At 62.9% G+C, this 24,809-nt stretch carries 28 protein-coding genes; 14 read left to right on the top strand and 14 right to left on the bottom strand.

The annotated features are described in order from the left end of the window. The first annotated feature begins 30 nt into the window (after positions 1 to 30). Entirely contained in the window at positions 31 to 156 is a 126-nt protein-coding gene (locus QEH68_RS05965; RefSeq protein ID WP_280627284.1) for a hypothetical protein, read from the top strand. A gap of 31 nt (positions 157 to 187) precedes the next feature. Further along, a complete protein-coding gene (locus tag QEH68_RS05960; RefSeq protein WP_280627282.1) occupies positions 188 to 775 on the top strand; it encodes a hypothetical protein in 588 nt (195 codons plus the stop codon). A 51-nt stretch (positions 776 to 826) separates the two neighbouring features. Here the strand turns inward: QEH68_RS05960 and QEH68_RS05955 are convergent, their stop codons facing one another. Both QEH68_RS05955 and QEH68_RS05950 read right to left on the bottom strand, forming a co-directional pair. Beyond that, entirely contained in the window at positions 827 to 1,021 is a 195-nt protein-coding gene (locus QEH68_RS05955; protein WP_280627280.1) for a hypothetical protein, read from the bottom strand. 783 nt (positions 1,022 to 1,804) lie between these two features. Then, positions 1,805 to 4,687: an NPCBM/NEW2 domain-containing protein gene (locus tag QEH68_RS05950; RefSeq protein WP_280627278.1), complete on the bottom strand. Its 2,883-nt coding sequence runs from the start codon at positions 4,685 to 4,687 to the stop codon at positions 1,805 to 1,807. Between the two features lie 335 nt (positions 4,688 to 5,022). Here QEH68_RS05950 and QEH68_RS05945 point away from each other — a divergent pair, with 335 nt between their 5' ends. From QEH68_RS05945 to QEH68_RS05930, 4 genes are all read left to right on the top strand, one after another. Next, positions 5,023 to 5,856, top strand: coding sequence for a VCBS repeat-containing protein (locus QEH68_RS05945; protein ID WP_280627276.1), 834 nt, complete (start codon positions 5,023 to 5,025; stop codon positions 5,854 to 5,856). Between the two features lie 107 nt (positions 5,857 to 5,963). Further along, positions 5,964 to 6,203: a PLDc N-terminal domain-containing protein gene (locus QEH68_RS05940; protein WP_280627275.1), complete on the top strand. Its 240-nt coding sequence runs from the start codon at positions 5,964 to 5,966 to the stop codon at positions 6,201 to 6,203. A 3-nt stretch (positions 6,204 to 6,206) separates the two neighbouring features. Continuing rightward, positions 6,207 to 6,707, top strand: a complete 501-nt coding sequence (locus tag QEH68_RS05935; RefSeq protein WP_280627274.1) for a hypothetical protein — start codon at positions 6,207 to 6,209, stop codon at positions 6,705 to 6,707. Positions 6,708 to 7,212: 505 nt separating this feature from the next. Next, on the top strand, positions 7,213 to 8,283 hold the full coding sequence (locus tag QEH68_RS05930) for a hypothetical protein (RefSeq protein WP_280627272.1): 1,071 nt from the start codon (positions 7,213 to 7,215) through the stop codon (positions 8,281 to 8,283). A 50-nt stretch (positions 8,284 to 8,333) separates the two neighbouring features. On the opposite strand, the gene QEH68_RS05925 is transcribed toward QEH68_RS05930, so the two are convergent. Together QEH68_RS05925 and QEH68_RS05920 are read right to left on the bottom strand one after the other, a co-directional pair. Next, positions 8,334 to 8,639, bottom strand: coding sequence for a transcriptional regulator (locus tag QEH68_RS05925; protein WP_280627270.1), 306 nt, complete (start codon positions 8,637 to 8,639; stop codon positions 8,334 to 8,336). Beyond that, entirely contained in the window at positions 8,636 to 9,079 is a 444-nt protein-coding gene (locus tag QEH68_RS05920) for a hypothetical protein (RefSeq protein WP_280627268.1), read from the bottom strand. Before QEH68_RS05920 ends, QEH68_RS05925 begins: the two co-directional genes overlap by 4 nt. Positions 9,080 to 9,259: 180 nt before the next feature. Here QEH68_RS05920 and QEH68_RS05915 point away from each other — a divergent pair, with 180 nt between their 5' ends. Further along, positions 9,260 to 10,447: a TerC family protein gene (locus QEH68_RS05915; RefSeq protein ID WP_207596688.1), complete on the top strand. Its 1,188-nt coding sequence runs from the start codon at positions 9,260 to 9,262 to the stop codon at positions 10,445 to 10,447. 14 nt (positions 10,448 to 10,461) lie between these two features. Here QEH68_RS05915 and QEH68_RS05910 read toward each other — a convergent pair whose 3' ends face one another. The 5 genes from QEH68_RS05910 to QEH68_RS05890 form a co-directional block, all read right to left on the bottom strand. Next, on the bottom strand, positions 10,462 to 11,064 hold the full coding sequence (locus QEH68_RS05910) for a TetR/AcrR family transcriptional regulator (protein ID WP_207596687.1): 603 nt from the start codon (positions 11,062 to 11,064) through the stop codon (positions 10,462 to 10,464). A 12-nt stretch (positions 11,065 to 11,076) separates the two neighbouring features. After that, complete coding sequence (locus tag QEH68_RS05905) at positions 11,077 to 11,922, bottom strand: alpha/beta hydrolase (RefSeq protein WP_280627265.1); 846 nt, start codon at positions 11,920 to 11,922, stop codon at positions 11,077 to 11,079. A gap of 32 nt (positions 11,923 to 11,954) precedes the next feature. Next, positions 11,955 to 12,950: an NADP-dependent oxidoreductase gene (locus QEH68_RS05900; protein ID WP_280627263.1), complete on the bottom strand. Its 996-nt coding sequence runs from the start codon at positions 12,948 to 12,950 to the stop codon at positions 11,955 to 11,957. 85 nt (positions 12,951 to 13,035) lie between these two features. Continuing rightward, positions 13,036 to 13,491, bottom strand: a complete 456-nt coding sequence (locus QEH68_RS05895) for an SRPBCC domain-containing protein (RefSeq protein ID WP_280627261.1) — start codon at positions 13,489 to 13,491, stop codon at positions 13,036 to 13,038. Positions 13,492 to 13,542: 51 nt separating this feature from the next. Further along, a complete protein-coding gene (locus QEH68_RS05890) occupies positions 13,543 to 14,550 on the bottom strand; it encodes an AraC family transcriptional regulator (protein WP_280627259.1) in 1,008 nt (335 codons plus the stop codon). A gap of 80 nt (positions 14,551 to 14,630) precedes the next feature. On the opposite strand from QEH68_RS05890, the gene QEH68_RS05885 reads away from it, so the two are divergent. Then, entirely contained in the window at positions 14,631 to 15,086 is a 456-nt protein-coding gene (locus tag QEH68_RS05885) for an anthrone oxygenase family protein (protein ID WP_207596682.1), read from the top strand. Here QEH68_RS05885 and QEH68_RS05880 read toward each other — a convergent pair. After that, positions 15,083 to 16,447 carry an MFS transporter gene (locus tag QEH68_RS05880; protein ID WP_280627256.1) on the bottom strand — a complete coding sequence of 455 codons (1,365 nt, stop codon included), beginning with the start codon at positions 16,445 to 16,447 and terminating at the stop codon, positions 15,083 to 15,085. The two genes, QEH68_RS05885 and QEH68_RS05880, sit on opposite strands and share 4 nt — an antisense overlap. A 180-nt stretch (positions 16,448 to 16,627) precedes the next feature. Between QEH68_RS05880 and phnD the strand changes: the two genes are divergently transcribed. Genes phnD through QEH68_RS05855 form a run of 5 tightly spaced genes read left to right on the top strand, consistent with a single transcriptional unit; the run spans position 16,628 to position 20,546 of the window. Continuing rightward, the gene (phnD, locus tag QEH68_RS05875) at positions 16,628 to 17,527 is read left to right on the top strand and encodes a phosphate/phosphite/phosphonate ABC transporter substrate-binding protein (RefSeq protein ID WP_280627254.1); all 900 of its coding nucleotides are present in this window, start codon (positions 16,628 to 16,630) and stop codon (positions 17,525 to 17,527) included. Then, positions 17,524 to 18,333: a phosphonate ABC transporter ATP-binding protein gene (gene phnC / locus QEH68_RS05870; protein ID WP_280627252.1), complete on the top strand. Its 810-nt coding sequence runs from the start codon at positions 17,524 to 17,526 to the stop codon at positions 18,331 to 18,333. Before phnD ends, phnC begins: the two co-directional genes overlap by 4 nt. Then, positions 18,302 to 19,159 carry a phosphonate ABC transporter, permease protein PhnE gene (gene phnE / locus QEH68_RS05865; protein WP_280627250.1) on the top strand — a complete coding sequence of 286 codons (858 nt, stop codon included), beginning with the start codon at positions 18,302 to 18,304 and terminating at the stop codon, positions 19,157 to 19,159. Before phnC ends, phnE begins: the two co-directional genes overlap by 32 nt. A gap of 9 nt (positions 19,160 to 19,168) precedes the next feature. Then, positions 19,169 to 19,936, top strand: coding sequence for a tyrosine-protein phosphatase (locus tag QEH68_RS05860; protein WP_280627248.1), 768 nt, complete (start codon positions 19,169 to 19,171; stop codon positions 19,934 to 19,936). Continuing rightward, the gene (locus tag QEH68_RS05855; protein WP_280627246.1) at positions 19,929 to 20,546 is read left to right on the top strand and encodes a TetR/AcrR family transcriptional regulator; all 618 of its coding nucleotides are present in this window, start codon (positions 19,929 to 19,931) and stop codon (positions 20,544 to 20,546) included. The genes QEH68_RS05860 and QEH68_RS05855 overlap by 8 nt, the downstream gene beginning before the upstream one ends. A 5-nt stretch (positions 20,547 to 20,551) precedes the next feature. Here QEH68_RS05855 and QEH68_RS05850 read toward each other — a convergent pair whose 3' ends face one another. Further along, a complete protein-coding gene (locus QEH68_RS05850) occupies positions 20,552 to 21,289 on the bottom strand; it encodes a GAF and ANTAR domain-containing protein (protein WP_207596675.1) in 738 nt (245 codons plus the stop codon). Positions 21,290 to 21,554: 265 nt separating this feature from the next. Between QEH68_RS05850 and QEH68_RS05845 the strand changes: the two genes are divergently transcribed. After that, positions 21,555 to 21,968 (top strand): hypothetical protein, encoded by a 414-nt coding sequence (locus QEH68_RS05845; protein ID WP_280627242.1) that lies wholly within the window; start codon positions 21,555 to 21,557, stop codon positions 21,966 to 21,968. On the opposite strand, the gene QEH68_RS05840 is transcribed toward QEH68_RS05845, so the two are convergent. The 3 genes from QEH68_RS05840 to QEH68_RS05830 are packed head-to-tail and all read right to left on the bottom strand — an operon-like array spanning position 21,965 to position 24,794. Next, entirely contained in the window at positions 21,965 to 22,984 is a 1,020-nt protein-coding gene (locus QEH68_RS05840; protein ID WP_280627240.1) for a LacI family DNA-binding transcriptional regulator, read from the bottom strand. The two genes, QEH68_RS05845 and QEH68_RS05840, sit on opposite strands and share 4 nt — an antisense overlap. A gap of 24 nt (positions 22,985 to 23,008) precedes the next feature. Beyond that, positions 23,009 to 23,755, bottom strand: a complete 747-nt coding sequence (locus QEH68_RS05835; protein WP_280627982.1) for a cupin domain-containing protein — start codon at positions 23,753 to 23,755, stop codon at positions 23,009 to 23,011. Position 23,756: 1 nt separating this feature from the next. Beyond that, positions 23,757 to 24,794, bottom strand: a complete 1,038-nt coding sequence (locus tag QEH68_RS05830) for a PmoA family protein (RefSeq protein ID WP_280627238.1) — start codon at positions 24,792 to 24,794, stop codon at positions 23,757 to 23,759. Positions 24,795 to 24,809: the final 15 nt, after the last annotated feature.

Genomic DNA, 24,809 nt, shown 5'->3' with positions numbered 1-24,809 from the left:
CCATAGTTAGTGTGCGCCAGGAGACTTGCCATGGTGGAGCATAACGTCGAGAACCAACAGAAGATGCTAGAAGGCCTATCCAAGACCGAGCGGGTGCAGCTGGCGAACCTGCTGCGCAAGTTCCTGCTGACAAACAACGACGGCGAACCCTCCTAAGCGGGTAGCGTCACCCATGCGAGGATGAGGCGTGGACACTTCCTCTGAGCAGCTGGCGATCGCAATCGGAAAAGCACTGGGAGGCGGACAGGCAAGCGCCTACACCGGCACCTCGTATTGCCAGAGCGGCAACCACTTGGTGAGGCATACCATTTCGGTGCACCCAAGAGCCTTCATCTGGTCTGCGACCGAGTTGCCTGACGGACCCACGAGAACGTTCGAACCCCGCTCACTCACTCTGCAGACGGATGGCGTCGATGATTTCAGCCTTTCCATTGACCGCATCCCGTTTTCTTTTCCTGAGGCTGTCCAACTCTCGTTCCCGCTCTCCCTACCCATATGGGGCCGGCAACTGGACGACTACCACCCGGTCGCTTGTGAAGTGAACGGCTCGGACACGACGCTCCTGCTGAGGCACAGGGCAGATCGGACAATTTTCGGGTCCTTCACTTTCGATACAGAAAGCGGAATCGCGAAAACGCTGTTCACGCCGACGACGGCACTGAAATTGGAGCGCGAGCTCCCTCCGGAGAACGGAGAACACGACTTCGGATTCGTGGCTGGCCAGGGTGACCCCGATTTGCAGAATCGCCTTCGCCCCGACGACAACACCCACTAGCAAAGAGATGGCCCGCAGACCTTAGTCCACAGGCCATCATCAACTTCCCGATCACTCAAGCTCGCTGGGCTCCTGGCTGGTTTCTTTACGTTTGCTCCGCCGCAACACATAAATCCCGTAGCAACCGAACCCCAGCATGAGTACAGCAGCACAGGCACGCCACCATGCGAAAGGCTGCCAAATCGCGAAGTTGAGGGCCATGACGAAGAACATCACAACGTGCAATGGATGCGGAACCTTGCTCATCATTCCCTCTTTCGATTGGGCGCCGCGTGGCCGGCAGGTAATTCATGACGAAGGCGGTCTGACTCGGACCTCGCACTCAGGCGAGGTCCGATCCCCTTGAGCTCACGAAGCGCCCGTGTCTGGTCAACCAGTGGAATATGCCAACGGTTCCCGCGACGCTGAGCATGGGAATGAGAACGAAACTCCATTCGCCTCCCCTGAAAATTGATGCCGCACTCATCGCCGCCACGCACCCCACGCCCAAAGCGGCCGAACGTGCCGACCCCACCCCAAGTGGAACCCATCGCCAACGCCGGTAGTACTTGGTTGCAACGATGAGGAGACACAAGAGGAGGAGGCCAACAAAGTACACGAGCGGCGCAGGGACCAGACCCACGGATGATATGCCCGCACCGAAAATCAAGGACAGACATAGCGAGAACCGTTTAGCCCTACACATCGGCCATTTTCACCAGATGCTTGCGCTGGAAGGCCACGAAATGTCTGTTTGCCTGCTCCGACATCATGCTTCCTCCTAGTGAAGAACGGTCTTTGTTGACCCGCACATTGTGCGCCCGCCATATGCCGGCTAGGTGGCGAAATACTCCTAGCTAGGTGCTGTCAGAGCGAAACTAGGTGCCGAAGCGCCCGAAAATGAGTGGCCGCTAGCCGCGTCTAGGGGTTCGCGAAGGAGCCTGGATGGCCTCTTCCGAGAACCACCTTCACTAGCCCCCACGATGAAACAGGCGCGGGACCCGCCACCAGCGGATCCCACGCCTGCCCTACCTCAGCCGATCAAGAAACTCACCTCAACCCAGGCGGCACATTCCCCACGGCAATACCCATGATGTTCAGCCCCTCGTTTACCAGCGCGCTCCCCTGCGGCAACGTCACGCTGGACACCTCAAAAGCAGGGGGAATGTCGATCTTTGTGGCGAAGACGCGGGCCGGCTCATCAACCCGCACCACCGTCGACGGCCCACCGATGTAAGCCTGCGTGTGCCGCTGGTGATACGCCGACTCAGCCACCACCACCGCAGTATCCGTAGCAACCCCGGTGCGCCAGTTCGCCAGCGAAATGGTCACTGTCCGACTCTGCCCGTTAGTGAAGTGCACCGTAGCCACTCCGGAGGTCACGTTGCCAGTGGAGAACCCCGTCACCAGCAAGGTCCGTCCGCGTCCTGACAGAGCCACTTCCTGACCGGCAGCTTTCAACGTATCCGGCGTCCCCACAGCCGTCGGATGCCACACGGACGAGACGCCAAACGCCGAATACGGCTTCCCGCTCACAAGCCCGGCAGCGGCCAACGCCTCCTCAGAGAACGTCCGACGGTCAGACGTAACAGCCCCATTCCGGGGATTGGCCGCGTTGGCCACGGAGGTTTGATTCACCAATGAAGCAAAAGGCAAAGGAGCAACAGCAACACCAGGTCCCTGGTAAGCACCAATGTTCGGAGCCCCAACGGAACCGGCACCCGGGGTGGGGTTACCGAAGAAGTCCTTGCCGCCGTCGTCGTTAATCCGAACACCGGCACCGATCAGCGGTGACCCGGAAGCAAGCCGGTACCCGGGAACGTCCAACGTTGTCTGGCCGCTGCCACCGGCAACCAACTTAGGATCACCCAGCACCGAACCAGCCTCCCCCGAGGGCGGGACAATACCGCCAAAGTACGCGTTGTTCGCATACACAGCGGCAGACGATTTGAGGACACCACCAGGTGCCACAAACAGATTGTTCCGCACCTCGCGTGGGCCGGTCATGTCGTCCAAAAACACACGCGACGGGCAGTAGAAGGTGTTGTTGTAGATATAGTGCTTGCCGGTACCGCTGCTGCTGCCGCCCAGACGACAGTCGTCCTGGGCCACGTTGTAGCGCAGAACCACGTTCGCCGCCGTTGCGCCGCCCCCGCAGTTGGACACGCAGTTGAGGTAGAAGCCGCCGGCGTTCCCGTACGAGTAGTTGTACTGGAAGAGGCAGGTTCCCACGATCTTCATGTCGCAGTCCCAAGCGGTGGAGTCGTACGTGGAGGTGGTGCTGTTACCCACCACGTTGAACTGGAACACCGGGTTCTTGGAGTTGTAAGGCCACATGCCCGCGAAGTTGCCGCCCTCATAGGGGTGGGCACCTTGGCCGAGGTTCAGACCCCTGTTGTGCTCGATGAGCGGCGCGTCAGAGTTATGGATCACGATCGCATCGCCGCCCACGTCATGGATTTCGTTCCGCGCAACGTACACCTTGGTGTTGTAGCGCTCGGTTGTATCGGGAGCTGAGATCTTCACGCCACCACCGGCAGCGTCGTTGACCTCGTTATCGGTGATGGTGATGCCGTCAACCGATCCCTTGCCCCACGTCCGCACCATGATGCCGGCCGACTGCGCGAAGCCAGCGCCGTTCGTCGCCTTGTTCCGCCACCCTGCCACGTCCTCCACGTGGTTTCCCGTGACCACAATTCCTGCAGTCTGCGCCGTTCCGCTGTTCTCGAAGAGGATCCCAACTCTGCGCACCGGAGTGTCCGACGGGTTCACCACATGCAATCCGCTGACGGTCCAGTGACTGGCATTCGTGATCTGGATGGCCGCTACAGCACCACCGCCGTTGATAGTGGGCTTCGCACCGTCCCCGTAGCTGGAGAGCGTGATGGGATGGTTGGCGATGCCGGTGCCCGCCGGCGTGAGTGCGCCGATGCAGTCAGCGCCGGCCCGGAACAGGATCGACTCGCCGGCATTGAACGCGCCGTGGCCGTTCACCTGGGCGATCGAGTTGAACGGGCTTGCCTGACTGCCATTACCTGAGGTCAGGACCGAGCAGTCCACATAGAACTTCGCATCGCTGATCTGCACAATGAACGCGCCGATCCTGCCCGTGGTGGCCACATCGAACGGCCCCGTGCCCGTGGCGACCAGTTCTGTCGCCCCGCCTGCGGCTCCGGCCGGCACCACAAAGGTGATGGCTGCCGCGCCGGTGGCGTCAGCAACGGCGTCGGCCATCTTTTCGCCCCGGAGGCCCAGGCTGACGGGGCTGAGCGGTTTGAGGTCACGCACGACGACGGTAGCTGGCGTTCCGGGGACCAGCCCGTTGAGATTGGTCCCGGCTGAGCCCTCGACCCGCAGCGGTGCTGCGATGAACGCGTCCGAGCAGTTGATTTTGGCATCGGCCCAGTCGGCGTGATCGTTGCCGTTCCCCTCCGGGCCGGTCTCCACCTTGAGCTGCAGCGTGCTGCCGCCCTGCAGGTTCACGTTGACGGGCAGGGCTCCGTCCGTCCCCTTCCGCTCTCCCGCGAAGCGCTCGATGCCATCAACCAACACCTTGAAGTCCACCCGACCGCGGTCACCCTGAGTGTCGTCCACGCCAACTTGGGCGAGGAACTGCCGGCATTGCCCGCCAAGGTTGTACGTAATGGACGACGCTGCGTGGGTGCCAATACCTTTCGCGTACACAGTGCCACCGACGGTCAACGGCCGGCGATTCGCATCGCCCGCCGCTTGGCCACCGTTGCTCATGTCCAGTTCCGCCGGTCCCCAACCGTTGGTCATGCTCGACCACGGAACGTCGCTGGCATAGACGACGCCGGTGGGTGGCGGGGGAAGTTCGGCTGCGGTTGCGCTTGGGCTGGCTGCGATTCCGGTTGCCAGCGCCGCTGCCGTTAATGCGGTTGATGCGGCTACTGCTGCCAGACGTCTGGCCATGGGGTGTGGGTGCAAGTGGGGCTCCTCATTGAGTGGGTTTCCTCAAGGAGTTTCTTGCGGGGTGTGCGTTTGTTGCAACGAAATGCACAGGTATGAACATGCTGACTGCAGTGTCACCCGGCGATCGGCAACGGACCGGCCGAACCTCCCCACCACTAACAAAAGCCACCCAACAGGACTATGCTCCGGTGAATCGTTTGATGTACATGTTGCTACTGGGGGTAACAGTGATGTTCAGATCAAAGTCGAGCAAGAATTCATGCCATAAAACACCCGAAGATCGAAGGCGCCCACTCTTCGTAGGCACAACTCTGGCCGCGGTCGCGGCCCTGCTCATGGGCACAACTGCCCTTCCAGCACAGGCAAGCCAGCCGAGCATACGCACAGCGAACGTCCCGTTAAATAACTGGGACTACGTCAACATCAACACCGGCTATAACGACGACGTCCTCGCCAGAGATACTGCAGGCGACCTATGGGTTTATCCCGGTGACGGCCAAGGCGGTTGGAAGAAGCCCCGCTTCAAGATGGGCGAGGGCTGGAACGTGATGACTGCAATCATTGGTGCGGGCAAGTTCCAAAGCGAGTTCAACGACGACATCCTTGCCCGCGATATCAATGGCGACATGTGGCTCTACCCCGGTGGCTACGAATACCTCAAACCACGGACCAAGGTGGGCGTCGGTTGGAACGCCATGACCGCGATCATGGGTCCTGGCGACTTCGACGGCGACTACTGTGCCGACGTCATCGCCCGCGACGCCGAAGGCCGCCTTTGGTTGTACCCCGGGGATCACACCGGCGGCTGGAAACCCCGGCGCCAAATAGGTGTCGGTTGGAATGTGATGACAGCCCTGATCGGCCGCGGTGACTTCAACGAGGACGGCAAGCGGGACGTCATGGCCCGCGACACCGGAGGACGGCTGTGGCTCTACCCCGGTGACGGCAAGGGCGGCTGGCTGCCCCGAATGCAGGTAGGCGAAGGCTGGAATGCCATGACGGCGATCATTTCCACGGGAAGATTTGACGGCCACTATCCGGGCTACTCACAAGTCATCGCCCGTGATGCCAACGGAGACCTCTGGCTCTACCCCGGCGTCGGCAGTCGTCACCTCGAACCACGGAAGAAGATCGGCGAAGGCTGGAACGTTATGACGGCCCTCATCTGACCCAACCGAAACGCCACTAAACGGCAGGCACCAAGGCGGGCTCCGCCGTCGTACGTGTGTAACGCGAGTGCTACTTTGTACGGAAGCTGCTGGTTCAGGGGGATGACATGGAAGCTTGGGAATGGGTGTTGGCGTCGCTGGCGGGACTGTCCGCGGTGTTCGTCATGGGAGCGAACCTTTGGGCGATCTTCGATGTCCTGCGTCAGGACGGTCTGGATCAAGCTGCCCGGATCATGTGGGTGATGCTGTTCTTTGTGGTGCCGCTGTTCGGTGTTGTCGTGTGGCTGTACGCGAAGACTCGGCTGGCTGGTTTGAGTAGTGGCACGCGCCTGAGGAAGACGCTCTAGGTGTTGGGCTCAGCTACTCTCGCCCTGATTGCCGCACGTGCTTCGTGGCTAATCGGACAGAATGCTGCTGCAGCGGCCATCTCGGCTGCGACGGATGCCCTGGTCGATGGGCACGACGGCCGAGCCCTCCGCGAGCTTGCTGGCGTTTCGGCGCACATCAACGTGTTCCAGCTTGGGGTCCTCATCGACGATGCTCTCAAGGAGCTTGGCGTGGCGACGGGTGACATGACAAAAGACGATGCCCAGCTTGTAGCGGCTTACTATTACGCCAGCCAAGCCATCGAGGGAACCATGCCTGTACGGGAACTCGCGTCGTGGGCGCACCGGGTTGTCGGTCACGAAGGCCACCCCATCGCGCAGGAGTTGGTTGAGCTTGATGACGCATATGATGCGTACGACGGGTGGGGTGGGGAACCCGACGCCAGGCAGGTGGTCAAGAGCTTCATGGATGCAGCCGGGCCGGAGATTCAGAAGTGGATGCGACCAGGAGCGGCGAGCCAGTGAAACCTTCACATGTGCTTTGGACATGGCCAACGACATCCGGACCGGACGACGTTGTCCGTTGCATGGTCGACTATGCCTTCAGCATTCACACGCAGGGCGGCATTGTCCTCAGGGTCGAAAATAAGTTCATTTACAAGTCAGCTTCCGGCCTAAGTCACCGCCTTAATCCCGCCGGAGAACCTTCCCAGCTGGGGCCTGCACTCTCGATCGCACGTTCCTCAGTCACGGCGGGGTTCGCTGACGACCGCGGAAGCCTACATGTCGACTTCGCCGACGGTAGCACCGTTGAGGTTTCGCCAGATGAACAGTACGAAGCCTGGACGCTCAATGGGCCAGAGGGGTTGCTCTTGATTTCTTGCCCCGGCGGCGGTCTCACAACTTGGGGTTTGGACACACAGTAACCCCATTGAAAGCATGTTCAAGCGTCAGGCAAGCTGCCGGCAGCAAGGCGGGTTCCGGCGTCGTGATTCAGCGTGCCAGGGTTATCAGCTGCAAGGACGAGGATATGGAGCCGGACATCGAACAATTGCTAAATGGGCCCCGAGGCCGACGCCTCTGCCTTGAACTCGCGATGGAAATGGACCAGGACATCCGGATCGCCGTCTTCCACCTCGGCTACAACCTCGATCCTGGCGCCGGCAGGTCACGCAGAATGTTGACCATGGACCCCGTCGGCGAAGCACCGCCTCCACTACCGGAGTCGACCATGGAGGAGCTCGCAGGGCTGATCACGTCCTTGGATCTACGGAACATCACCACCGAGCTGGTTCAACACGCCTTTCAGCGCGCAGTGGACACCGCCAGATATTGGCAGGAGCCCGAAGGGGAGGACTTCCTCGCCGCCACCCAGGAAATCACAGAGTCCCTGGCGCATGTCGCCAAGAGCCTAGAAGGAAAACCCGCAACGCTGTGGTGGGATCAGAAGGCCCTACCCGGGCAGTGGGCTATCGACTGGCGCTCAGCGGACGATCCCACACCGCTCCCCCGAAACCCGCAGCATACCCTGGCCGAGTGGGTACGAAAGGAACGGGCCGAGGAGTTACGTGCGGCCAAGGAACGGCCACAAGACCCCCGCGCCAACTTCAGCGGCGAATGGTGGTCGATCCCCCACGGACTGATCCACACGGTGGCGCGGATCCCCGAAGGACTCAGCCTGGTGGAAGATTCCCTCGGCTGGGAAGAAGCCACCGTTATCCCGGTGGCAGGAACAGGCAGGATTTTGGAAATCACCACTGAAGAGGACTGGACCACCCTCTGCCGCGCTTTCCCGTTGGAGGTCACAGCGTCCCGTCGTCACGACTGGTTCCGGACCACGGACCGCCACGGCCGCTGGGTCATCCCCGATTGGGAGCAAGCTGCATCCACGTGGGATGCCGTACACCTGACTGTCACCGGCTACCTCAGCGTTGCGGGCCGCGCACTCGCAGTGGGCGAAGACACTTCAAGTGTCATCGCCGGATGGAACCCCGACACCACGTTCTGGCTCAACGACGTAGTCCGCGAATCCGGGGAGCCCCGTCAGCATTGGCACAGGCCGCATAACCAGGACGAGTGGCAGTTGGCCGCGGGAGGTTAGCTGACCCACCCGCGCAACCAGCCGCCGTCGTGCACTAACAACACAAACCGTCAGCCGCCCGCAATGTCCCGCAGCGTCTGCAGGTGCGCTGCCCACACGCCCCGCCCCGCAACAGTCAAACTCGCGGAAGTCCTCGGAAACTTCCCGGCGAAGCTCTTCTTGATCTTCACAAACTCTGCCTTCTCCAGGATGGCCAGTTGCTTGCTGAGGACAGAGTCGCTGACCTGAATCGCATCGCGCAGGTCCTTGAAGTCCAGCGACTCGGCCTTAGCGAGCGCAGCCATGATGGAGAAACGGACCGGTGAGTGGACGACCTCGTTGAGCTGGTGGCGCGGGTGTTCCGCCGGCGTGCTCATGCGCGCAGCTCGCGGAAGGCGGCGGCGAGGCCAATGCCGGCCAGCGCGACAGCGGCCGGGATGTAGAACCACAGGTTTCCGTCGCGGAAGAAGTAGGCACCAACCACCAGGGCTACGACGTACAGCGCGAAATACCCGATCAGCGATGTCACGAACCTTTTGGTGAATCCGGCCTTGGTGGACCGTTGGAACATGGGCCAGACGCACGCGGTGATGGCACCCCAGGCGCCGACAGAACACGCCAGCAACGCAGCGCCGTAACCGGTATGGGCGACGATGTGCATCCCGATCATGAGCAGTGAACCCATGATGGCGAGGCTGGTGAACAGGACGGCGACGGGCCAGGCTGCTGCGTTGATCGAGGCGGCACCCACTGAGTCAGCTCTCGCAAGGAGTTCGCGTGCTTCGGCTGCTGACATGTTGCCGGTGGTCTCGTTCATGGTTCCCCCAAAGTTGTGCGGATCAATAACCCCAACCTAGGAAAGTACTTTCCATATTGTCAAGTACTTTCCCATGACGGTCTAGTTAGCGCCCGCCCCACCACTCCCGGTAAATTTGATTCCAAGAGTTTGACCCTCGGTGAGCAACACCACTCGCGCGCCTCACGAAAGCAGGATCATATGACCGTCTCTCCCCTCATCTGGGGCATCACCATCGTCGTCATTTTGGCGCTCTTGGCCTTCGACTACTTCTTCCACATCCGCAAGGCACACGTCCCCTCGCTCAAGGAAGCGGCCATCTGGTCCTCCATTTACGTGGGCCTGGCTGTGCTCTTCGGAGTATTGGTCCTGATCTTCGGCGGCGGCCAGATGGGGTCCGAGTACTTCGCCGGCTACATCACGGAGAAGGCCCTCTCGGTCGACAACCTGTTCGTGTTCCTGATCATCATGGCGAGCTTCCGGGTGCCGCGTGAGGATCAGCAGAAGGTCCTGCTCTTCGGCATCGTTTTCTCGCTGATCGCCCGCACCGGTTTCATTTTCCTGGGCGCCGCGCTGATCAACTCGTTCGCGTGGGTCTTCTACATCTTCGGCCTCATCCTGCTGCTCACGGCAGGCAACCTGCTCAAGCCCGGCGACCACGGTGACGGCCAAGCCAACAACTTCATCATCCGGCTCGCCAAGAAGCTCTTCCACACCACGGATAAATACGACGGCGACAAGCTCTTCACTACCGTCAACGGCAAGCGTGCCCTGACTCCCATGCTCCTGGTCATGGTGGCCATTGGTGGCACGGACATCCTGTTCGCGCTTGACTCCATCCCGGCAATCTTCGGCCTCACGCAGAACGTCTTCATCGTCTTCACCGCTACGGCGTTCTCCCTGATGGGCCTGCGCCAGCTGTACTTCCTGATCGACGGCCTGCTGGACCGCCTCATCTACCTCTCCTACGGCCTGGCAGCCATCCTCGCGTTCATCGGCGTCAAGCTGATCCTGCACGCCCTGCACGAGAACAACCTGCCGTTCATCAACGACGGCGAGCACGTCAACGTCATCGAGATCACCACCGGCCTCTCGCTGAGTGTGATCATCGGCGTCCTGATCGTCACCGTGGTGCTCTCACTGATCAGCCCGGCGGGCAAGGCCCAGACGGCCATCAACAACGCCCGCCGCCATGCCGTGGATTACCTGGACCTCGACTACACCGCCGACGCCAACGAGCGCGAGCGCATCTACCGCGCACTGACCGCCGAGGAAGCGCAGATCGTCCAGATGCCGCTCAAGTATCGGAACAAGGCCAAGGACGTGGAGGCGATCCGCGAGCAGGTGAAGGAAGCCCACCGCCAGCACGAGGCTTTCCTCAACCGCTAAGCCCAGCTAAGAAGTCAGGCGCCCAGGAGCACGCTGATCTGATCCCGGATCTCGTCGCCAACCTGGGCGTCTGTCAGTTCTTTGGTGGCCGAGGACGTCATGCTGATGAACATGATCGCTGTGATGATCCGTGCCAGCTTGGCGGGGTCGCGGGCCAGCAGTTGCTCGTCGCGGCCCAGGATCCCGGCAATAGCTTCTTCCGTGCGTATGGTCAGCGACAGCGCTTCTGCGTGATGCGGCTCCGCCGGATCCCCGAAGACAATCTCCTTCAGGTACGTCCGGCCGTTTTCGATCTGGACGCGGTTGCACTCGATGATGGGGCGGATGATGGCCATCACCGCGTCGAGCACCGCCGTTTCAGCGGACGCTGCGTCCACCCCATTGGTCAGCGCTTGGGCGTATTTGACGTTGTGCACCAGCAGCAGCAGCTCCGCCTTGGTCTTGGCGTACAGGAACAAGGTTCCCGAACCGACGTCGGCCTTTTCAGCTACTTGCTGGGTGGTGACCTCATCCACTCCATACTGGGTGAAAAGCTCACGGGCTGCCGCCGTGATGCGGTCAAGCTTCTCCTGCTTATTCCGTTCACGTCGGCCAAGGGTCTGGGGCGCAGGCTGCATTCAGCTACCGTATCAGCGGCCCAGGAATTCGAGGGCTACAGGGACAAACTTGTCGTGGAACTGGAAGATGCCACCGTGCCCGGAATCGGGGTAGATGACCAGTTCGCTGCCCGGAATCCGGCGGTGCAGGTCACTCGAGAGGACAGATGGCACCATGCGGTCATTGTCACCGTTGGCGATCAGCGTCGGCTGGGTGATGACACCCAGATCGGCCGACGGCGACAATCCCCACCGGCGGATGGCTTTCAGTTGCGTCTGGAATGCGGCGAGCTTGAAGGGTGCCTCGCGGTTGGTGGTGCGTTCCTTGAGTCGATTGATGAAGGCCCGGGCGGCCGGTTTACCGGCGGCGTTCCTGTTGAAGAACAGGAACTCTTTAGGGTCCTGCCGGGTAAGGGTGCCCCGAAGAACGTCGTAGTAGGTGATTCCGATGATGTTCTGGATGCCTTCCCCACCGGCAGGGCCCGTGCCTGCGAGCACCATCTTGCGAACAAGCCCCGGGTGCTTGAGGACCAGCGCCTGGGCGATCATGCCGCCAAGGGAGAACCCGAAGAGATCCACCTGAGGATAGCCGAGGGCCTGAATGAAGGCAGCGGCGTCGTCGGCCATGCCTTCAATGCTGTCCGGAACGCTGCCCGTGGAGGCGCCCACTCCGCGGTTGCTGAAGGTGATCACGTGGTGCTCGGCGGCGATGGGATCGATGATGCGTGGATCCCAGTTGTCCATGGTTCCAGCGAGGTGAATCAGGAAGACCACCGGAACCCCGCCCTTGGGACCCATCTCCCGATACGCGTAGGTAACGCCGCTGGCCGTCACCGTCTTCGCAGGCACCTGCACATACCTCTGTTGTTCACTGCTCATGATGTTTGTCCTGTCGGGGTGTTGGTTTGTGGTTAGAGATGGCTGACGACGGTCTTGCCGCGGACGCCGCCCTTTTCCAGGGAAGCAAGGACATCGGCTGTCTGATCGAACGGCACCACGCGTCCCAGTACAGGCTTGATGTGGCCGGCGTCGATGAGCGCAGCAATTTCCTTCAGCTGGCCGCCATCAGCGCGCATGAAAAGGAACTCGTAGGTGACGCCAAGGCGGCGGGCCTTGCGGCGAATACCCGAGCTCAGCAGGGTTGTCACACCCAGCAGTACAGGGTTACCACCCAGCTGGCGGGCGAAGCCGGCATCCGGCGGACCCGCGATGCCAATGGCCTTGCCACCCTTCTTCAAGACCTTCAAGGACCGCTCCAGGTTCTCGCCGCCAAGGCTGTCCAGGACGAGGTCGTAGTCGTGAAGGATCTCCACGAAGTCCTCGGTGCGGTAGTCAATCACCACATCAGCGCCGAGCTCGCGGGCAAATTCCTTGTTCCCGGCGCTGACCGTGGTAGCTACTGTTGCGCCCAAGTACTTAGCAAGCTGGATGGCGATGGAGCCCACTCCCCCGGCACCGGCATGAATGAAGACCTTGTGGCCGGGGCCAACGTTCCCGCGCTCCACCAGCGCCTGCCACGCCGTCAAAGCCACCAGCGGAAGTGAGCCCGCTTCCTCCATGCTGACGGTGGCCGGTTTGATGGCCAGGTCTTCCTCGGCCACGGCGATACGCTCCGCGAAGGTGCCAATGCTGTCCTTGCCGGGGCGTGCGAATACCTCGTCGCCAGGCGAGAAGGACCGCACCTGGGGCCCCACCTGCAGGACCACACCGGCAACGTCATGGCCAAGAACCTGCGGCAGTTTGTACGGGAGGATCTGCTTGAACTCCCCCTGCCTGATCTTCTCGTCCAGCTGGTTCAGGCCGGCCGCGTGAACCTCAACCAGCACATCGTGGTCACCGAGCACCGGCTCCGGGACGTCGATCTGCTGCAGGGGTTCCTTGTACTGATTGAGGACGAAGGCTTTCACGGGGGTTCTCCAATGACTAATTAACTGACTTAACTCAATTATGAGTTCACTCAGTTATTTAGTCAAGGGGGGCCCCCCTCTGACGTCAGTCGGTGTTCTCGGCGGCAGCTTTCAGGTCGGCGGCGAACTGTTCAAAGCTGGCGTCGAACGACGGGATCTTGCTGGCGAACAGCGGAAATATCGGCCCGCCGATGCGCTCGTTCATCTCGAACAGGGTCCCGCCGCCGTTGGTTTCCATGAGCGTGTACACGCGGGTTCCCATCGCGTCACCCCAGGCCAGCCGGCTGGTGGGCTCGAACTCCTTGACCTTGAGCTTGAACGTGCGGTTGGGATCCAGCGTGGAGACCAGCTGGATGGTGGATCCGGGCTTAATGTCGCCGTCCACCGAAACGATGGTGGAGTTCCACCGCGGATAATCCGACGCCGTGGTCAGCAACGTCCACACAGTGGCCGGGCTGGCGTTGACGGTGGTGGACACCTGGGTGGTGCGGCTGAACGTTTTGCTGACGGTGGTGGCAATTCCATCGGGACTGGGTGACATGGTGTTCCGCTTTCTCCGAAGTGCACGGTTATTGGCCGTCTCCTTCAGATGCTACATTTCGCGACGCTCACCGGCGCCGGTTCCTGCGGATGATTTAGCTGCGCCTTCCGTTCTGCCGTTTGCCGCCTGCGCGGACCGCCGGTAGCCACTTGGGCTGACGCCATATTCACGCGAAAACGCGGCACTGAACGTGAACGCATTGCTGTAGCCAACCTCCACCGCGATGACTGCAGTAGTGGCATTGCTGGAGGCCAACCTGTCGGCAGCCAGCGCCAGCCGCCAGGCGCTGAGATAGGCCATGGGGGACTGCCCGACGGCGGCACGGAAGCGGGCGGCCATGGTGGCCCTGGAGACGTGGCACCTGAGCGCCAATCCGGCCACGGTCCACGGCGCCGCCGGCTCTTGGTGAAGCAGCTCGAGAGCCTGCGCAACCACTGGTTCGCGGGACGCCTTTGCCCACGTTCCATGGGGCGCGTCTCCCCGGTCCACGCAGGCACGCACAAGGTTCAGCAGGAGGAGATCCAGCAGCCGGTCCAGCGCACTTTCCTGCCCCGGCCGTTGATGGGTGAGTTCGCATTCCAACATTCCCAACAGACCGCCATCGAGGTCTTCTTCCCCAAAGACCGTCACCCTGGGCAGCACCGACGTGACCAACTGGCCCACGGCCGCCGGCGATTGGTACGTGCCGATCAGCAGGACTGTTTCGCCAACGGCACTGTTGCCCCACGTCAGCACTCCTCGGGAAAACGTGAGCTCCAACTTTTCGCCGCTGGGGGTGCGGCAGGACTGCTCTGCATCGATGACTACCGTGGGTTCCCTGCCGGGAGCATCAGCCACGATATAGGGTTCCGGCCCTCGGACTGTCGCCGCCTGACCCTGCCGGAGGAGTTGAGGTTCAGCGTAGTCAGCAATGATCCACGCTTCTCCGCGCACCACCACGATCACTGTCAGGGCGGCCTGGTCCTGAACGTCAATGGCGAAGGGCGGATCCATCACCACGCGGAGGGCAAATGCCGCCTGCGCCCGAGGACCGGTGAGGAACTGCGACAGTGGGTCCATGCGGCCAGCCTAGACGCAAACGTATGAAAAGTGGATCCCTGACCATTCATCGTCCACACCGGGGAAGGCAGGCTTGAGGCATGACAACTTTGAGCACCTGGCTTCCCGTAGCAGCCGGAACGGGTTCGGCCCTGGTGGGCGGCTTCTACTTCGCTTTCTCCACCCTCGTGATGCCGGCCCTTCGCCACCGGCCAGCGGGTGAAGCGGCCACCACCATGAACTCCATCAACCAGAAGGCTGTAACCCCGCCATTCATGGTCCTGTTCTTCGGCTCGGCGGCCGCCTCCGCCGGCGTGGTGGTCGCCGCCGTCGTCGATCCCGGAAGCCAGCCTCCGCTCCGGGTGGCAGGCGCCGCGGCCTGCCTGGCTGGATTCCTCTCCACCATGGCGATCAATGTGCCGCTCAACAACCGCTTGGCCCAAGGCTCCAGTCAGGATTGGAGCCAGTTCCTGCGGGGCTGGGTTCCGGCCAACCACCTGCGCGCCGCCCTGTCCATCGCGGGCGCGGCGGCGCTGCTGATCCCGCTGAATCCCTAATCAGCGGGTTTTCGCCACATGACAGCCAGCACCAGCACCACGGCGCTCAGACCCAGCATCACCAGGACCATGATTCCCCAGTTGGCCTGGTTCACGCCCGGGCCGTAGAGGACACCGATCAACACGGTGGCCGTGATGGCTCCGAGGTAGCGGCAGGTCTGAAAGATTCCGGCGGCCACTCCCCTTTCTTCGGGACGGGCTGACACGTACAGGCCCTGGTTGGAGGCAGTGCTCACCACGCCATAGGGAACGCCCATCAACGCAGTCAGCACGAAGACCAGCGGAGCCCACAGCGTCATGGTCAGGAAGCCGAGTGTTCCCGCAGCAACCGTCAGAATCAGGACTCCGGTGATCAGGACGGAACGTACGCCGAACCGCTCGATGAACCTCACCGTCAGTGGCGTCACCACCACCGACAACGCCGCTAGGGGCAGCATCAGCAGGCCGACCACACCGGCGTCGTACTGTCCAGCTTCCTGCAGCAGTTGCGGCAGGCCGAAGAACGCGAAGTAATAGACGCCGCTGAACACGACGAAAAGCAGGTAGACCAGCAGCAGCGGTCGGTTCCGGCCCAGCAATCGAAGGTCCAGGAACGGCGGCTGGAAGCGCAGCTCACGCCAGGCGAAGAGCGCTCCGATCACGGTGGCGGCGCCCAGCAGGTACCAGCGGTATCCCGGCATGACATTGAGCAGGGCCATCATGGCGAGCATCAGCGAGGTGACGAACGCGAGGATGCCGGGGATGTCGGAATCGCGGATCAGTTGGCCGAGCTTGCCGGTCTCGCGGCCGGAATCGACCGGCGCCACTTTGTAGACCACGATCATGGCCAGCAAGGCGATGGGCACGTTGATCGCGAACAACGCCTGCCATCCCACCAGGCTCACCAACAGCCCTCCCACTACTGGTCCGACGGCAGCGGCCGAGGTGTTGGCCATCTGGATCCGGCCCAAAGGCCGCGTGGACGGCAGGTTAGCCAGCCGGCTCAGTTCGGTGACCATCACGACGGCGGACGGGTACGCCGTCGCGGTCCCCACAGCCATGAGCGCGCGGGCCACGCAGACCAGCGCGAAGTTGGGCAGGAACGGTGCGATGGCGCAGGTGACCGCAACCAGGGCCATGCCGAACATGAACAGACGCCGCGGACCGAAGCGGTCGGCGAGCCGGCCCATGAGCGGCTGACCAGCGGCGGACGCGAGGTAGAACGAGGTGATCACCCAGGTGACCGTGGCGACGTCGAGCTCGAAATGCTCCCGCAAAACCACCAGTGCGACGGCGATCATGGACGAGTTCAGCGGATTCAGCGCCGTCCCGAGACTCAGCGCAGCGATCGCGAGGCCGGGGCGGGGTTTGTTGACGGTCACCCGCCTAAGTCTGCTCCATGGTTGCCTCGGGTCACGAAACGGGGCCACAGGGCGGACTTTCCAGGCGAGCGCAAACAGTTAACCTTCCCGCCATTTCAAGTACGGCAGTCTCGTAATTCCGATTCAGATACTGCTGGTTTCGTAATTACGTCACCCCAACACATGACGGAAGGCATCACCATGCACGCTCGTGCAGGCATCATCGCAACTTCGTTCATCGGCCTCCTGGCCATCGGCGCACTCGCTGGCTGTTCCGGCGACGCCAACGCCGCCGGCGCCGACAGCTCAAAAACAGAACTCGTCTTCGCCACTCCCCCGGGCACCGACGATCCCGACGAACAAGCCATCATGGCCGACCTCGCCACCATGGTGGGCGACGCGTCAGGCCGCACCGTAACCAACCTCCAGCCCGCCGACTATCTGGGCGTCGTCGAAGCTGTCCGCAACGGATCCGTGGACATTGCCGTCCTCAGCCAGTTCTCCGCAGCACTCGCCTACAAGACCGACAGCGTGGACCCGCTCCTGGTATGGCCTGCCAGCACCGAACCTGCCAGCTTCTGCCTGGCCCGGAAGGACAGCGGCATCCAGTCCGCGGCCGATGTGAAGGGCAAGCAGGTTGCCTTCATCGACCCCGGCTCCACTACCGGCTACTTCATGCCCAAGTCACTGCTGGCCAAGGCCGGCCTCACGGACGGCACCGACTACAAGAGCACGTTCGCCGGTTCGCACGACTCCGCAGTCCTGGCCCTGGCGAACGGCAACGTGGATGTTGCCTGCACCGCCCGCCAGCTGTACCCCACGTTTGTGCAGAAGGGCGTCATCAAGGAGGACGAGATCGGAGTCATCGCCAAGTCGGACCCCATTCCCGTCGGCATCTCCATCGTGGTGCGCAAAGGCCTGGATAACGAAGCCCGCGAAGCCCTCAAGGCCAAGCTCCCTGCCCTGATGACCGGCAACGAGAAGGTGTCCAAGACCTTCGGCATCACCGGCGAACCCACGGCCGACCCGGAATTCAGCACGTACGCACCCCTCGTAGACGTGGCCGAGTCCATCGGCGTGGACCTCCAGGACCTCCGATGAGCCTCTTGTCACCAACAGAAAGCACGACGGCGGCACTCGCCCCGGCCGGATCGCCCACCGTCCGCGCACGTCGCTTGCGGGTCCAGTATGGCGAGCAGGTAGCGCTGGCGGGCATCGACCTGGACGTCTACCCCGGCGAAGTCGTGGCGCTGCTGGGCCACTCCGGCTCGGGTAAATCGACGCTCATGAAGACCCTCACCGGGATCGCCCCCTTCACTGCTGACGCACTGGAAGTCGCCGGCCGCTCAGTAGCCCAACAGAACCCGACCGGCCTGCGCGAGCTGCGATCCGACGTCGGATATGTCTTCCAGCACTTCAATCTGGTGCCACGGCTGACTGCCCTCGCCAACGTGCTGACCGGCGGACTGCACTCGGCAGGGCCGTTGAACATGCTTGGCACGTTCAGCAGGGCGCAGCGGACCATGGCGTTGGAACTGCTGGACCGCGTGAGCCTGGCGCACAAGGCCAAGCAGCCGTGCCGGAGCCTGAGCGGCGGTGAGCAGCAGCGCGTCGCAATTGCCCGCGCCTTGATGCAGCAGCCGCGCCTGATCCTCGCCGACGAACCCGTCGCTTCCCTGGACCCGCGGCTCGCCGGCACCATCCTTGGACTGCTCCGCGACATCGCCCGCGAGGAACAGATCCCCGTGATCGTCAGCCTGCACGTCGTGGGCCTCGCCCGCCGCTACGCCGACCGCGTCCTGGGGCTGCACTCCGGTGAACTCGTCTTCGCCGGCCCCGCCACCACCATCACCGAAAAGGAGGTGCACCAGATTTATGGAACAGACACTGAGCTCCTCGAAAACTGAAGCCCCCGCAGAGAAGGCCATTAATACCAGCCTCCCCGAAGCCGACCGCCTCCGGCTTTCCCGCCCCTTCGGCCTCCCCACGCCACGCGGCGCTGCGCTCTGGGTGATCGTCGCCGTCGTGCTGGTCTGGGCTGGAATGGGCGCCGGGTTCAACCCCGACAAACTGCTCAGCGGCATCCCCAACATGGGCAACTTCCTGGGCCGCCTTTTCCCGCCGACGTTCGACAAGTTCGGCATCATCATCAAGCTGCTCGTCGAAACCCTGCAGATGGCTTTGGTGGGCACAGTCCTCGGCGCCCTCGCATCGCTGCTTCTGAGCTTCGGCGCGGCCAGCAACATCGCCCCGCGCTGGGTTTACACCTCCTGCCGGGCGGTGCTGAACGTGTTGCGATCCGTCCCGGAGCTCATCTTCGCGCTGATGTTCGTCTCGGCTGTTGGGTTGGGTCCGTTCGCCGGCATCCTCGCAATCGTGCTTGGCTCAGTAGGATCCATCGGCAAGGTGTACGCCGAAGCCATGGAATCCGTGCAACCCGGGCCGGTGGAAGCACTGACCGCCGTGGGCGCCAACAAACGCCAGATCATCAGCTATGCCGTCCTCCCCCAGGCTGCGCCGCTGCTGGTCAGCTATACGTTGCTCCTCTTCGAAGGCAACGTCCGCGGCGCCACGATCCTCGGTTTGGTGGGTGCCGGCGGCATCGGCTTGGAGCTTACTACCGCAATGCGCATGTACGATTACGGACACCTCTGCGCCATCATCATCAGCATCGTCGTGCTGGTCACCATCATCGACCGGGTCAGCGCCTTCATCCGCGCCAAGCTCAGCTAGGACTCTCTTGTGGAAACTTTGGATCTCTCTCCCGTCAACCTGCGCGACCTTGGCGGCCTGCCCGTTTCCGGCGGTACCACCCGTCCCGGCGTACTGCTCCGCAGTGATGATGTCTCGGTGATGCCGGCGGCTTTCGCCCAGCAAATGATCGACGACGGCGTCACCTCGGTGATCGATCTCCGCTCACCGGAAGAAGCACTCTTCACCGGGCGGGGCCCGTTGACTGCACCGGGCGTAAGCTACCACCACCTTGCGTTGACGGCGTCGGTTTCATCGCCGGAGGACATCAGCCACGAGATGATGACCTCCGCCACTACTCCTGCACATGTGGGCGCTTGGTACGCCAACCTGCTCGAGACCCAGGCCCGGCAGCTCGCCCTCGGCGTGACGCTGGTAGCCATGGCCGACGGCGCCACCGTCTTCCATTGCGCGGCCGGCAAGGATCGTACGGGAGTGTTCGCCGCCGTCGTGCTGTCAGCCTTGGGCGCTACGCCTGAAACCATCTCCGCCGACTACGCCGTGACGGCCACCCGCCTGCCGCAGCTGTTCCCCCGGCTCCGGGCGATCATGGGTGGTCTCATGCCGGACCGGGTCCTTGACGAGGAAGCCATCAAGGGCATGGGCGCCATGATGGGCGCCCATGTGGAATCCATGGAGGCGATGCAGAAGGTGCTGATCGAGCGGCACGGGAGTGTGCTGGAGCCTGTGCGCCGTGCCGGGCTGTCGGACGCGACCATAGCGCAGTTGCGTGAGCGCTTGGTGATTGCCGATGCCTGACACCGCCGCCGTTGCGGATCGTCGGCCGGGCAGGCCGCGCGACACCGCACTGGAGTCCACCGTCCTTTCCTCCACAGTGGAGCTGTTGCTTGAACGCGACACGCGGGACGTGACCATCTCAGCGATTACAGAGCGTTCAGGCGTGAGCCGGGCCGCCCTGTACCGGCGGTGGAGCAGCCGCGAAGAGCTGATCGCCGCGGCTTTGGACAGCGTCCGGTCCAGCATCGGCTTCCGGCGAAAGGACACCACACTGGAGACGATCCTCGCCTCGTATGAAGAAGCAGCGATCGACGTCGACGGCCGCGTGGGCGCGCTGGTGAAGAAGCGCGTGGCCATGGGCCTGGAGAACGATGAACTCCGTGCGTTGTCCTGGAACCGTCACGTCTCCCGGCGCCGCGAACCGATTGCGGCGGAAATCCGCCGCGGAATTTCCGCCGGTGAGCTGGCGCCGGACGTGGATGTGGAGGCGATGATCGACCTCATCAACGGGCTGTACTACTACCAGTTCGTGGTGCGGCCTGCAGGTTCCGATGCCGCGTCCATCGCTGAAACCCGGGAGCGTGTGCGCAACGCCGTGAAGCTGGTGTGGGACGGTGCGTTGCGGCGATAGGGCCCCTACTCCTCGAAGTGCGTGGTGATCTTTCCTGACGAGACGGCCGCGATGATGGACTTGGCCAGATGCCGCAGCTTGATGTTGCGGTTGCTGGACGCGGTGCGAAGGATGGTGAAGGCCTCTTCCTGGCTGCACTTGTTCTGCGCCATGATCGCTCCGACAGCGAGGTCGATCACGGTGCGGGACTGCATGGCTGCCGCGAGGTCGTTCCGGGCATCGCTGAGCTGCGCGATCTTCAGGGCGAGGCGCAGCGACTTCGAGGCGTGCGAGGCGAAGACCTCTGCATGCTCCACGTCGGAGTCACTGAACGCATTTGCCCGCTCCGAGTAAAGGTTGAGGGCGGCACGTGTATCGCCCTCCACCAGAAGCGGGACACTGAGGATTGACCTCAGACCCTGGTGCGATGCAGCTTCGACGTAGTCCGGCCAGCGGTGCTCACGCAGGAGGTCCGGCACCAGGACGGAAGTCAGCTTGTCCATGGCCGTGAGGCAGGGGCCCTCAAAGTCGTTTTGAAGCTCGTCCATCACGCGGGCACGGTCGTCACTGCTGGCCGCGGTAGCGGACTTCTTACGGCGCAGGACGGTGATACCGCAGAAGACGGTGGAGTCAGGATGCGAGAGGCTTTCGGCTGAGAAAGCCGCTAAATCGCTGAGAAAAGCCTCTACATCTTCGCTGCCCAGGACGAGATCTAAAAAGTATCCATTCTGGAGAGCTTCCTGCTCAGGGCGGGGGTTGACCATGCACGTTCCTACTGACTGAAATGCGTCCCCAGCAGACAGCAAAGGAGCGAAAAGGGCCGCCCTCTGCAAAACGGTCTGGCAATACCTTATCGCCCAACGATCAACGGTACAAAGTGCGGCGCGTAAGGTCCTGACCTGCGGCGACGCAACCCAAAAGGAGCCACTTTGTCAACCCCGGTACGGGTTTCACATCACCGAAAAAGTAAGTAGGCTTACTATGCAATCGGGTCCGGCACACGGGCCTTTCGTGCAAAGGAGTTATCTGATGGGCGTAGAAGACAGCATCCGCAAGGCAACCGAAAACGCGATGGAAGACCTGGCCGGCACGTCCGATCCCGTGGACGACGGCCACGTCCCCGAGCCGGACAAGAAGGACGACGACATCCAGGTCCATTCGTCCATCAGTGAGGGTTCCAACGCCATGGACGAGGACCTTTCCCCGGACACCAACTCCAAGGGCCGCCACCGCGGGCCCGGAGAACCAGACGCCGGCACCACCTCACGCCGGACAGGGTCCGACGGCGACACCCGCCAAGCCAGCGAAACCGACGACGACGTTCCGGCGGCCCCGGGAGACGTCCCGGGACCGGCGGGGTTGCCCGACGGCGATCCCGACGACCTCCGCGCAGACCCCTCAGAGGGCGGCGGGGATCCGTCCACGAGCATGGGCCGGGGCTAAGAAATAGGAGCCGTCGAGCCCCTCACCACCAGCTCCGTTCCCAGCTCGATCCGCTGCGGCAACTCCTCGTCACCCTCGAGGTGCCGGAGGAGCGCGCGCATGGCGGTTTCAGCCATCTGCACCACAGGCTGGCGGACGGTGGTGAGGCCGGGTTCGATCCATTCCGCAGCGGGGATGTCATCGAAGCCGATGATGGAGAGGTCCTCGGGAATACGCAGGCCAGCCGAGCGCGCGGCACGGTAGGCGCCGAGAGCCTGGGCGTCGTTGCCGGTGAAGATCGCGGTGGGCTTGTCTGCCAGGGAAAGCAGAGCTTCGGTCCCCCGCGCCCCGGATTCGGTGGAGAAGTCGCCGGGCACCATCAACGACGGATCAACGTCCACGCCGCCTCGCCGCAGCGCAGCCAGATACCCGTCCTCGCGTGCGCTGCTGCACTGCAGATCCTCACGGCCACCGATCATGCCGATCCTTGTGTGGCCAAGCTTCAACAAGTGTTCTGTGGCCGAGAACGCACCGTCCCAGTTGGCGGCACCCACGGTCATGAGATCCGGTCCCGGCTGCCCCACGGGGTCGATCAGGATCACCGGAATGCCGAGCGACTTGATGCGCTGAATCTGCTTCGAGTCCAGTTCGTACACGGCGAGCAGCACGCCGTCGGACTTCCGCTCCGCAAGGTTCGCCAGCCACGGGCGGATCCTGGACCCGTCCAGCGACAGGCTGCTGACCACAGTGCCGTACCCGGCTTCCTGGGCGACCCGTTCCACGCCTTCGATGATCTCGCACGCCCATTCAGAGCCCATACCCGGGAACACGAGGTCGATGAGCCCGGCTTTCTTGCTGCGCTTGGCGGGGCGGCGGGCGTAGTCACGCTTGGCGATGATTTCTTCAACCCTTGCGCGGGTGGCTGCCGCGACGTGGGCATGGCCGTTAAGGACTTTGGAGACAGTGGGAACGGAGACGCCGGCCTCCCGGGCGATCTCGCTGATCGTCGCCCGTCCCGAGTCCTGCTTGGTTACCATGGTCCCCACCTTCCCGGCCGGGAATCACGTCCCGGCGATGACAGTTTCGGAAAGTTCCCACGCCTGGATCCGACCGCACATGCCGTAGATCCTGCGGGTTTTCCGTTCGCCCATCGTAGTCCTCGCGTCCTGCATGTAGAAACTTTCCATGGACTCGAGAGACAGCAACTGCTGCCCTGTCAGGGTGGCCTGCCGCTCTGCGCCGTCCGTGAGGTACCCGCGCCACGTCCCGGCTTTCCCCTGCACCAATCGCGCGGCGGCAGCATGAAAGTCGGCGAGCGCAGCGGCCCCGGATTTTTGGACTGCCGTTTTCAGCTCCAGATAACCCTCCAACGCCAGGTCACGACGGCGACGCGCGGCCGCCTCCGCAGCCGCGTCACCGCCGTCGGCGTTCTTCGACAGCAGCGCGGCGGCGCGTGCGTACGTCTCGTAATCCACCAGGTGCCTTGGCGGGAAGGTCATCACGGCGTCACCGTTCTCGGGCAGCCCGGCGTTCTGCATCACCACCAGCACCCTGAGGTCGCCGGAGTCATTGATGGCGCGATGCACCGTACCCGGCGTAAACCAGACAACCGTCCCGGGCGCCAGCGGCGTGGAGGTGAACCCGCGGGAATCCAGGGTCTCCAGGCGGCCGAAACCCTGCTGCACCACGTACGCTTCAGTGGACGCAGTGTGCAGGTGCGGGGAGCCTCCGGCCGCGCCGTCCAGCCCGGGCCAATCGTAAATGCTGACCTCGGAAACCGCAGTGGCCCCCGGGAACGATGTGCACATCTCAGGCCCAGGCATCCAGTGCAGCTTTGGCAGCGTCGGCGAGCGCAGCTGCCTTTTGGTCTTCCAACGCCCCGTCAGCAATCACGACGGCGTAGCGGTACGTCAGCGGCTGGCCCTCTTTGAGCGGGACTACTTCGCTGAAGAACGGTGCCGAGCCGAGGCAGGCAAACATGGACGAGCGGGCGAACCACTGGTTGGACGCGCCAGGGTTGGCCTGGTCCTCGACGAACAGGATGCTGGACTTCCGGCAGGTGACATCGTGCTGGCCGGTAAAGGCGATCCACGGAGAACGGGTGCCCATGAATTCGTCGGCACCGGTCCCCTTGTCGGATCGGAACTGGCCGCCGGTGAAGGACCTGGGTCCGCGCCAGAACAAGCCGCCATACCCTGCGTTGTCGCGGCCCTCGGTAGTGGGGCTGCCGATTCCGATCTCCGCGCCGGAGACGTTGTCCATGGTGGTTTCGAAGAGCAGAGCCCACGCGTTTCCGGTGGGGAGCAGTTGGATGGCGAAACGGCGCTGTTCCCTGATGAGGGGTGCGCCGGCCTGCCCTTGTGTGGCCGGCTGGGTTTCGGCCGACTGGGTTTCGGCAGGCTGGGTTTCGGCAGGCTGGGCAGTCCACAGCAGCGATTCCGCTGCGGTGATGCCCGTCCCGAGTTCTTCGATGCTGGTGAAGGCCTCGTGGTTCATGGCCCCGTTGTTGTCCAGGTTCGAGTAGCCGGTCTCGCGGGTGTACGTGGCTCCGCCCCAGAAATTGTGCTCGCCCACGTTCGGCAGGGCCCACGACAGGCCTTTGTGCCACACGTGATCCCACGGCCTGGAAATAGTGACCTCGTCTCCCTCCAGTGTGGTGAGGGGATGGAAAAAGGGGCGGGGGCTTTCGTACTGGTCGTCTGTGGGACGGTACGTGTACGTTGCGATCTGCTGGTCTCCGACGGTGAACGTCAAGGAGTGGCCGTTGTCGGTGTAGCTGACGGTTTCGGTCAGGGTGGTCTGGGCTGTGGTGGTCTGGGCTGTGGCGGTCATGGCTGTGGTGGTCATGTGGGATCTCCGGTT

This window comes from Paenarthrobacter sp. OM7 (assembly GCF_029873575.1).
GTDB lineage: Bacteria > Actinomycetota > Actinomycetes > Actinomycetales > Micrococcaceae > Arthrobacter.
The sequence above is the reverse complement of the archived record's forward strand: the minus strand, read 5'-3'. Positions and strand labels throughout refer to the sequence as shown.

What these genes read in the sequence shown, in the direction of transcription:
- QEH68_RS05950 (WP_280627278.1), bottom strand. Translation starts at nt 4,687, where the DNA reads ATGGCCAGACGTCTGGCAGCAGTAGCCGCATCAACCGCATTAACGGCA.
- phnD (WP_280627254.1), top strand. Translation starts at nt 16,628, where the DNA reads ATGCACGCTCGTGCAGGCATCATCGCAACTTCGTTCATCGGCCTCCTG.
- QEH68_RS05925 (WP_280627270.1), bottom strand. Translation starts at nt 8,639, where the DNA reads ATGAGCACGCCGGCGGAACACCCGCGCCACCAGCTCAACGAGGTCGTC.
- QEH68_RS05920 (WP_280627268.1), bottom strand. Translation starts at nt 9,079, where the DNA reads ATGAACGAGACCACCGGCAACATGTCAGCAGCCGAAGCACGCGAACTC.
- QEH68_RS05850 (WP_207596675.1), bottom strand. Translation starts at nt 21,289, where the DNA reads ATGGTCAACCCCCGCCCTGAGCAGGAAGCTCTCCAGAATGGATACTTT.
- QEH68_RS05930 (WP_280627272.1), top strand. Translation starts at nt 7,213, where the DNA reads ATGGAGCCGGACATCGAACAATTGCTAAATGGGCCCCGAGGCCGACGC.
- QEH68_RS05945 (WP_280627276.1), top strand. Translation starts at nt 5,023, where the DNA reads ATGGGCACAACTGCCCTTCCAGCACAGGCAAGCCAGCCGAGCATACGC.
- QEH68_RS05885 (WP_207596682.1), top strand. Translation starts at nt 14,631, where the DNA reads ATGACAACTTTGAGCACCTGGCTTCCCGTAGCAGCCGGAACGGGTTCG.
- QEH68_RS05965 (WP_280627284.1), top strand. Translation starts at nt 31, where the DNA reads ATGGTGGAGCATAACGTCGAGAACCAACAGAAGATGCTAGAAGGCCTA.
- QEH68_RS05955 (WP_280627280.1), bottom strand. Translation starts at nt 1,021, where the DNA reads ATGAGCAAGGTTCCGCATCCATTGCACGTTGTGATGTTCTTCGTCATG.
- QEH68_RS05890 (WP_280627259.1), bottom strand. Translation starts at nt 14,550, where the DNA reads ATGGACCCACTGTCGCAGTTCCTCACCGGTCCTCGGGCGCAGGCGGCA.
- QEH68_RS05830 (WP_280627238.1), bottom strand. Translation starts at nt 24,794, where the DNA reads ATGACCACCACAGCCATGACCGCCACAGCCCAGACCACCACAGCCCAG.
- phnC (WP_280627252.1), top strand. Translation starts at nt 17,524, where the DNA reads ATGAGCCTCTTGTCACCAACAGAAAGCACGACGGCGGCACTCGCCCCG.
- QEH68_RS05855 (WP_280627246.1), top strand. Translation starts at nt 19,929, where the DNA reads ATGCCTGACACCGCCGCCGTTGCGGATCGTCGGCCGGGCAGGCCGCGC.
- QEH68_RS05905 (WP_280627265.1), bottom strand. Translation starts at nt 11,922, where the DNA reads ATGAGCAGTGAACAACAGAGGTATGTGCAGGTGCCTGCGAAGACGGTG.
- QEH68_RS05940 (WP_280627275.1), top strand. Translation starts at nt 5,964, where the DNA reads ATGGAAGCTTGGGAATGGGTGTTGGCGTCGCTGGCGGGACTGTCCGCG.
- QEH68_RS05915 (WP_207596688.1), top strand. Translation starts at nt 9,260, where the DNA reads ATGACCGTCTCTCCCCTCATCTGGGGCATCACCATCGTCGTCATTTTG.
- QEH68_RS05840 (WP_280627240.1), bottom strand. Translation starts at nt 22,984, where the DNA reads ATGGTAACCAAGCAGGACTCGGGACGGGCGACGATCAGCGAGATCGCC.
- QEH68_RS05910 (WP_207596687.1), bottom strand. Translation starts at nt 11,064, where the DNA reads ATGCAGCCTGCGCCCCAGACCCTTGGCCGACGTGAACGGAATAAGCAG.
- QEH68_RS05835 (WP_280627982.1), bottom strand. Translation starts at nt 23,755, where the DNA reads ATGTGCACATCGTTCCCGGGGGCCACTGCGGTTTCCGAGGTCAGCATT.
- QEH68_RS05845 (WP_280627242.1), top strand. Translation starts at nt 21,555, where the DNA reads ATGGGCGTAGAAGACAGCATCCGCAAGGCAACCGAAAACGCGATGGAA.
- phnE (WP_280627250.1), top strand. Translation starts at nt 18,302, where the DNA reads ATGGAACAGACACTGAGCTCCTCGAAAACTGAAGCCCCCGCAGAGAAG.
- QEH68_RS05895 (WP_280627261.1), bottom strand. Translation starts at nt 13,491, where the DNA reads ATGTCACCCAGTCCCGATGGAATTGCCACCACCGTCAGCAAAACGTTC.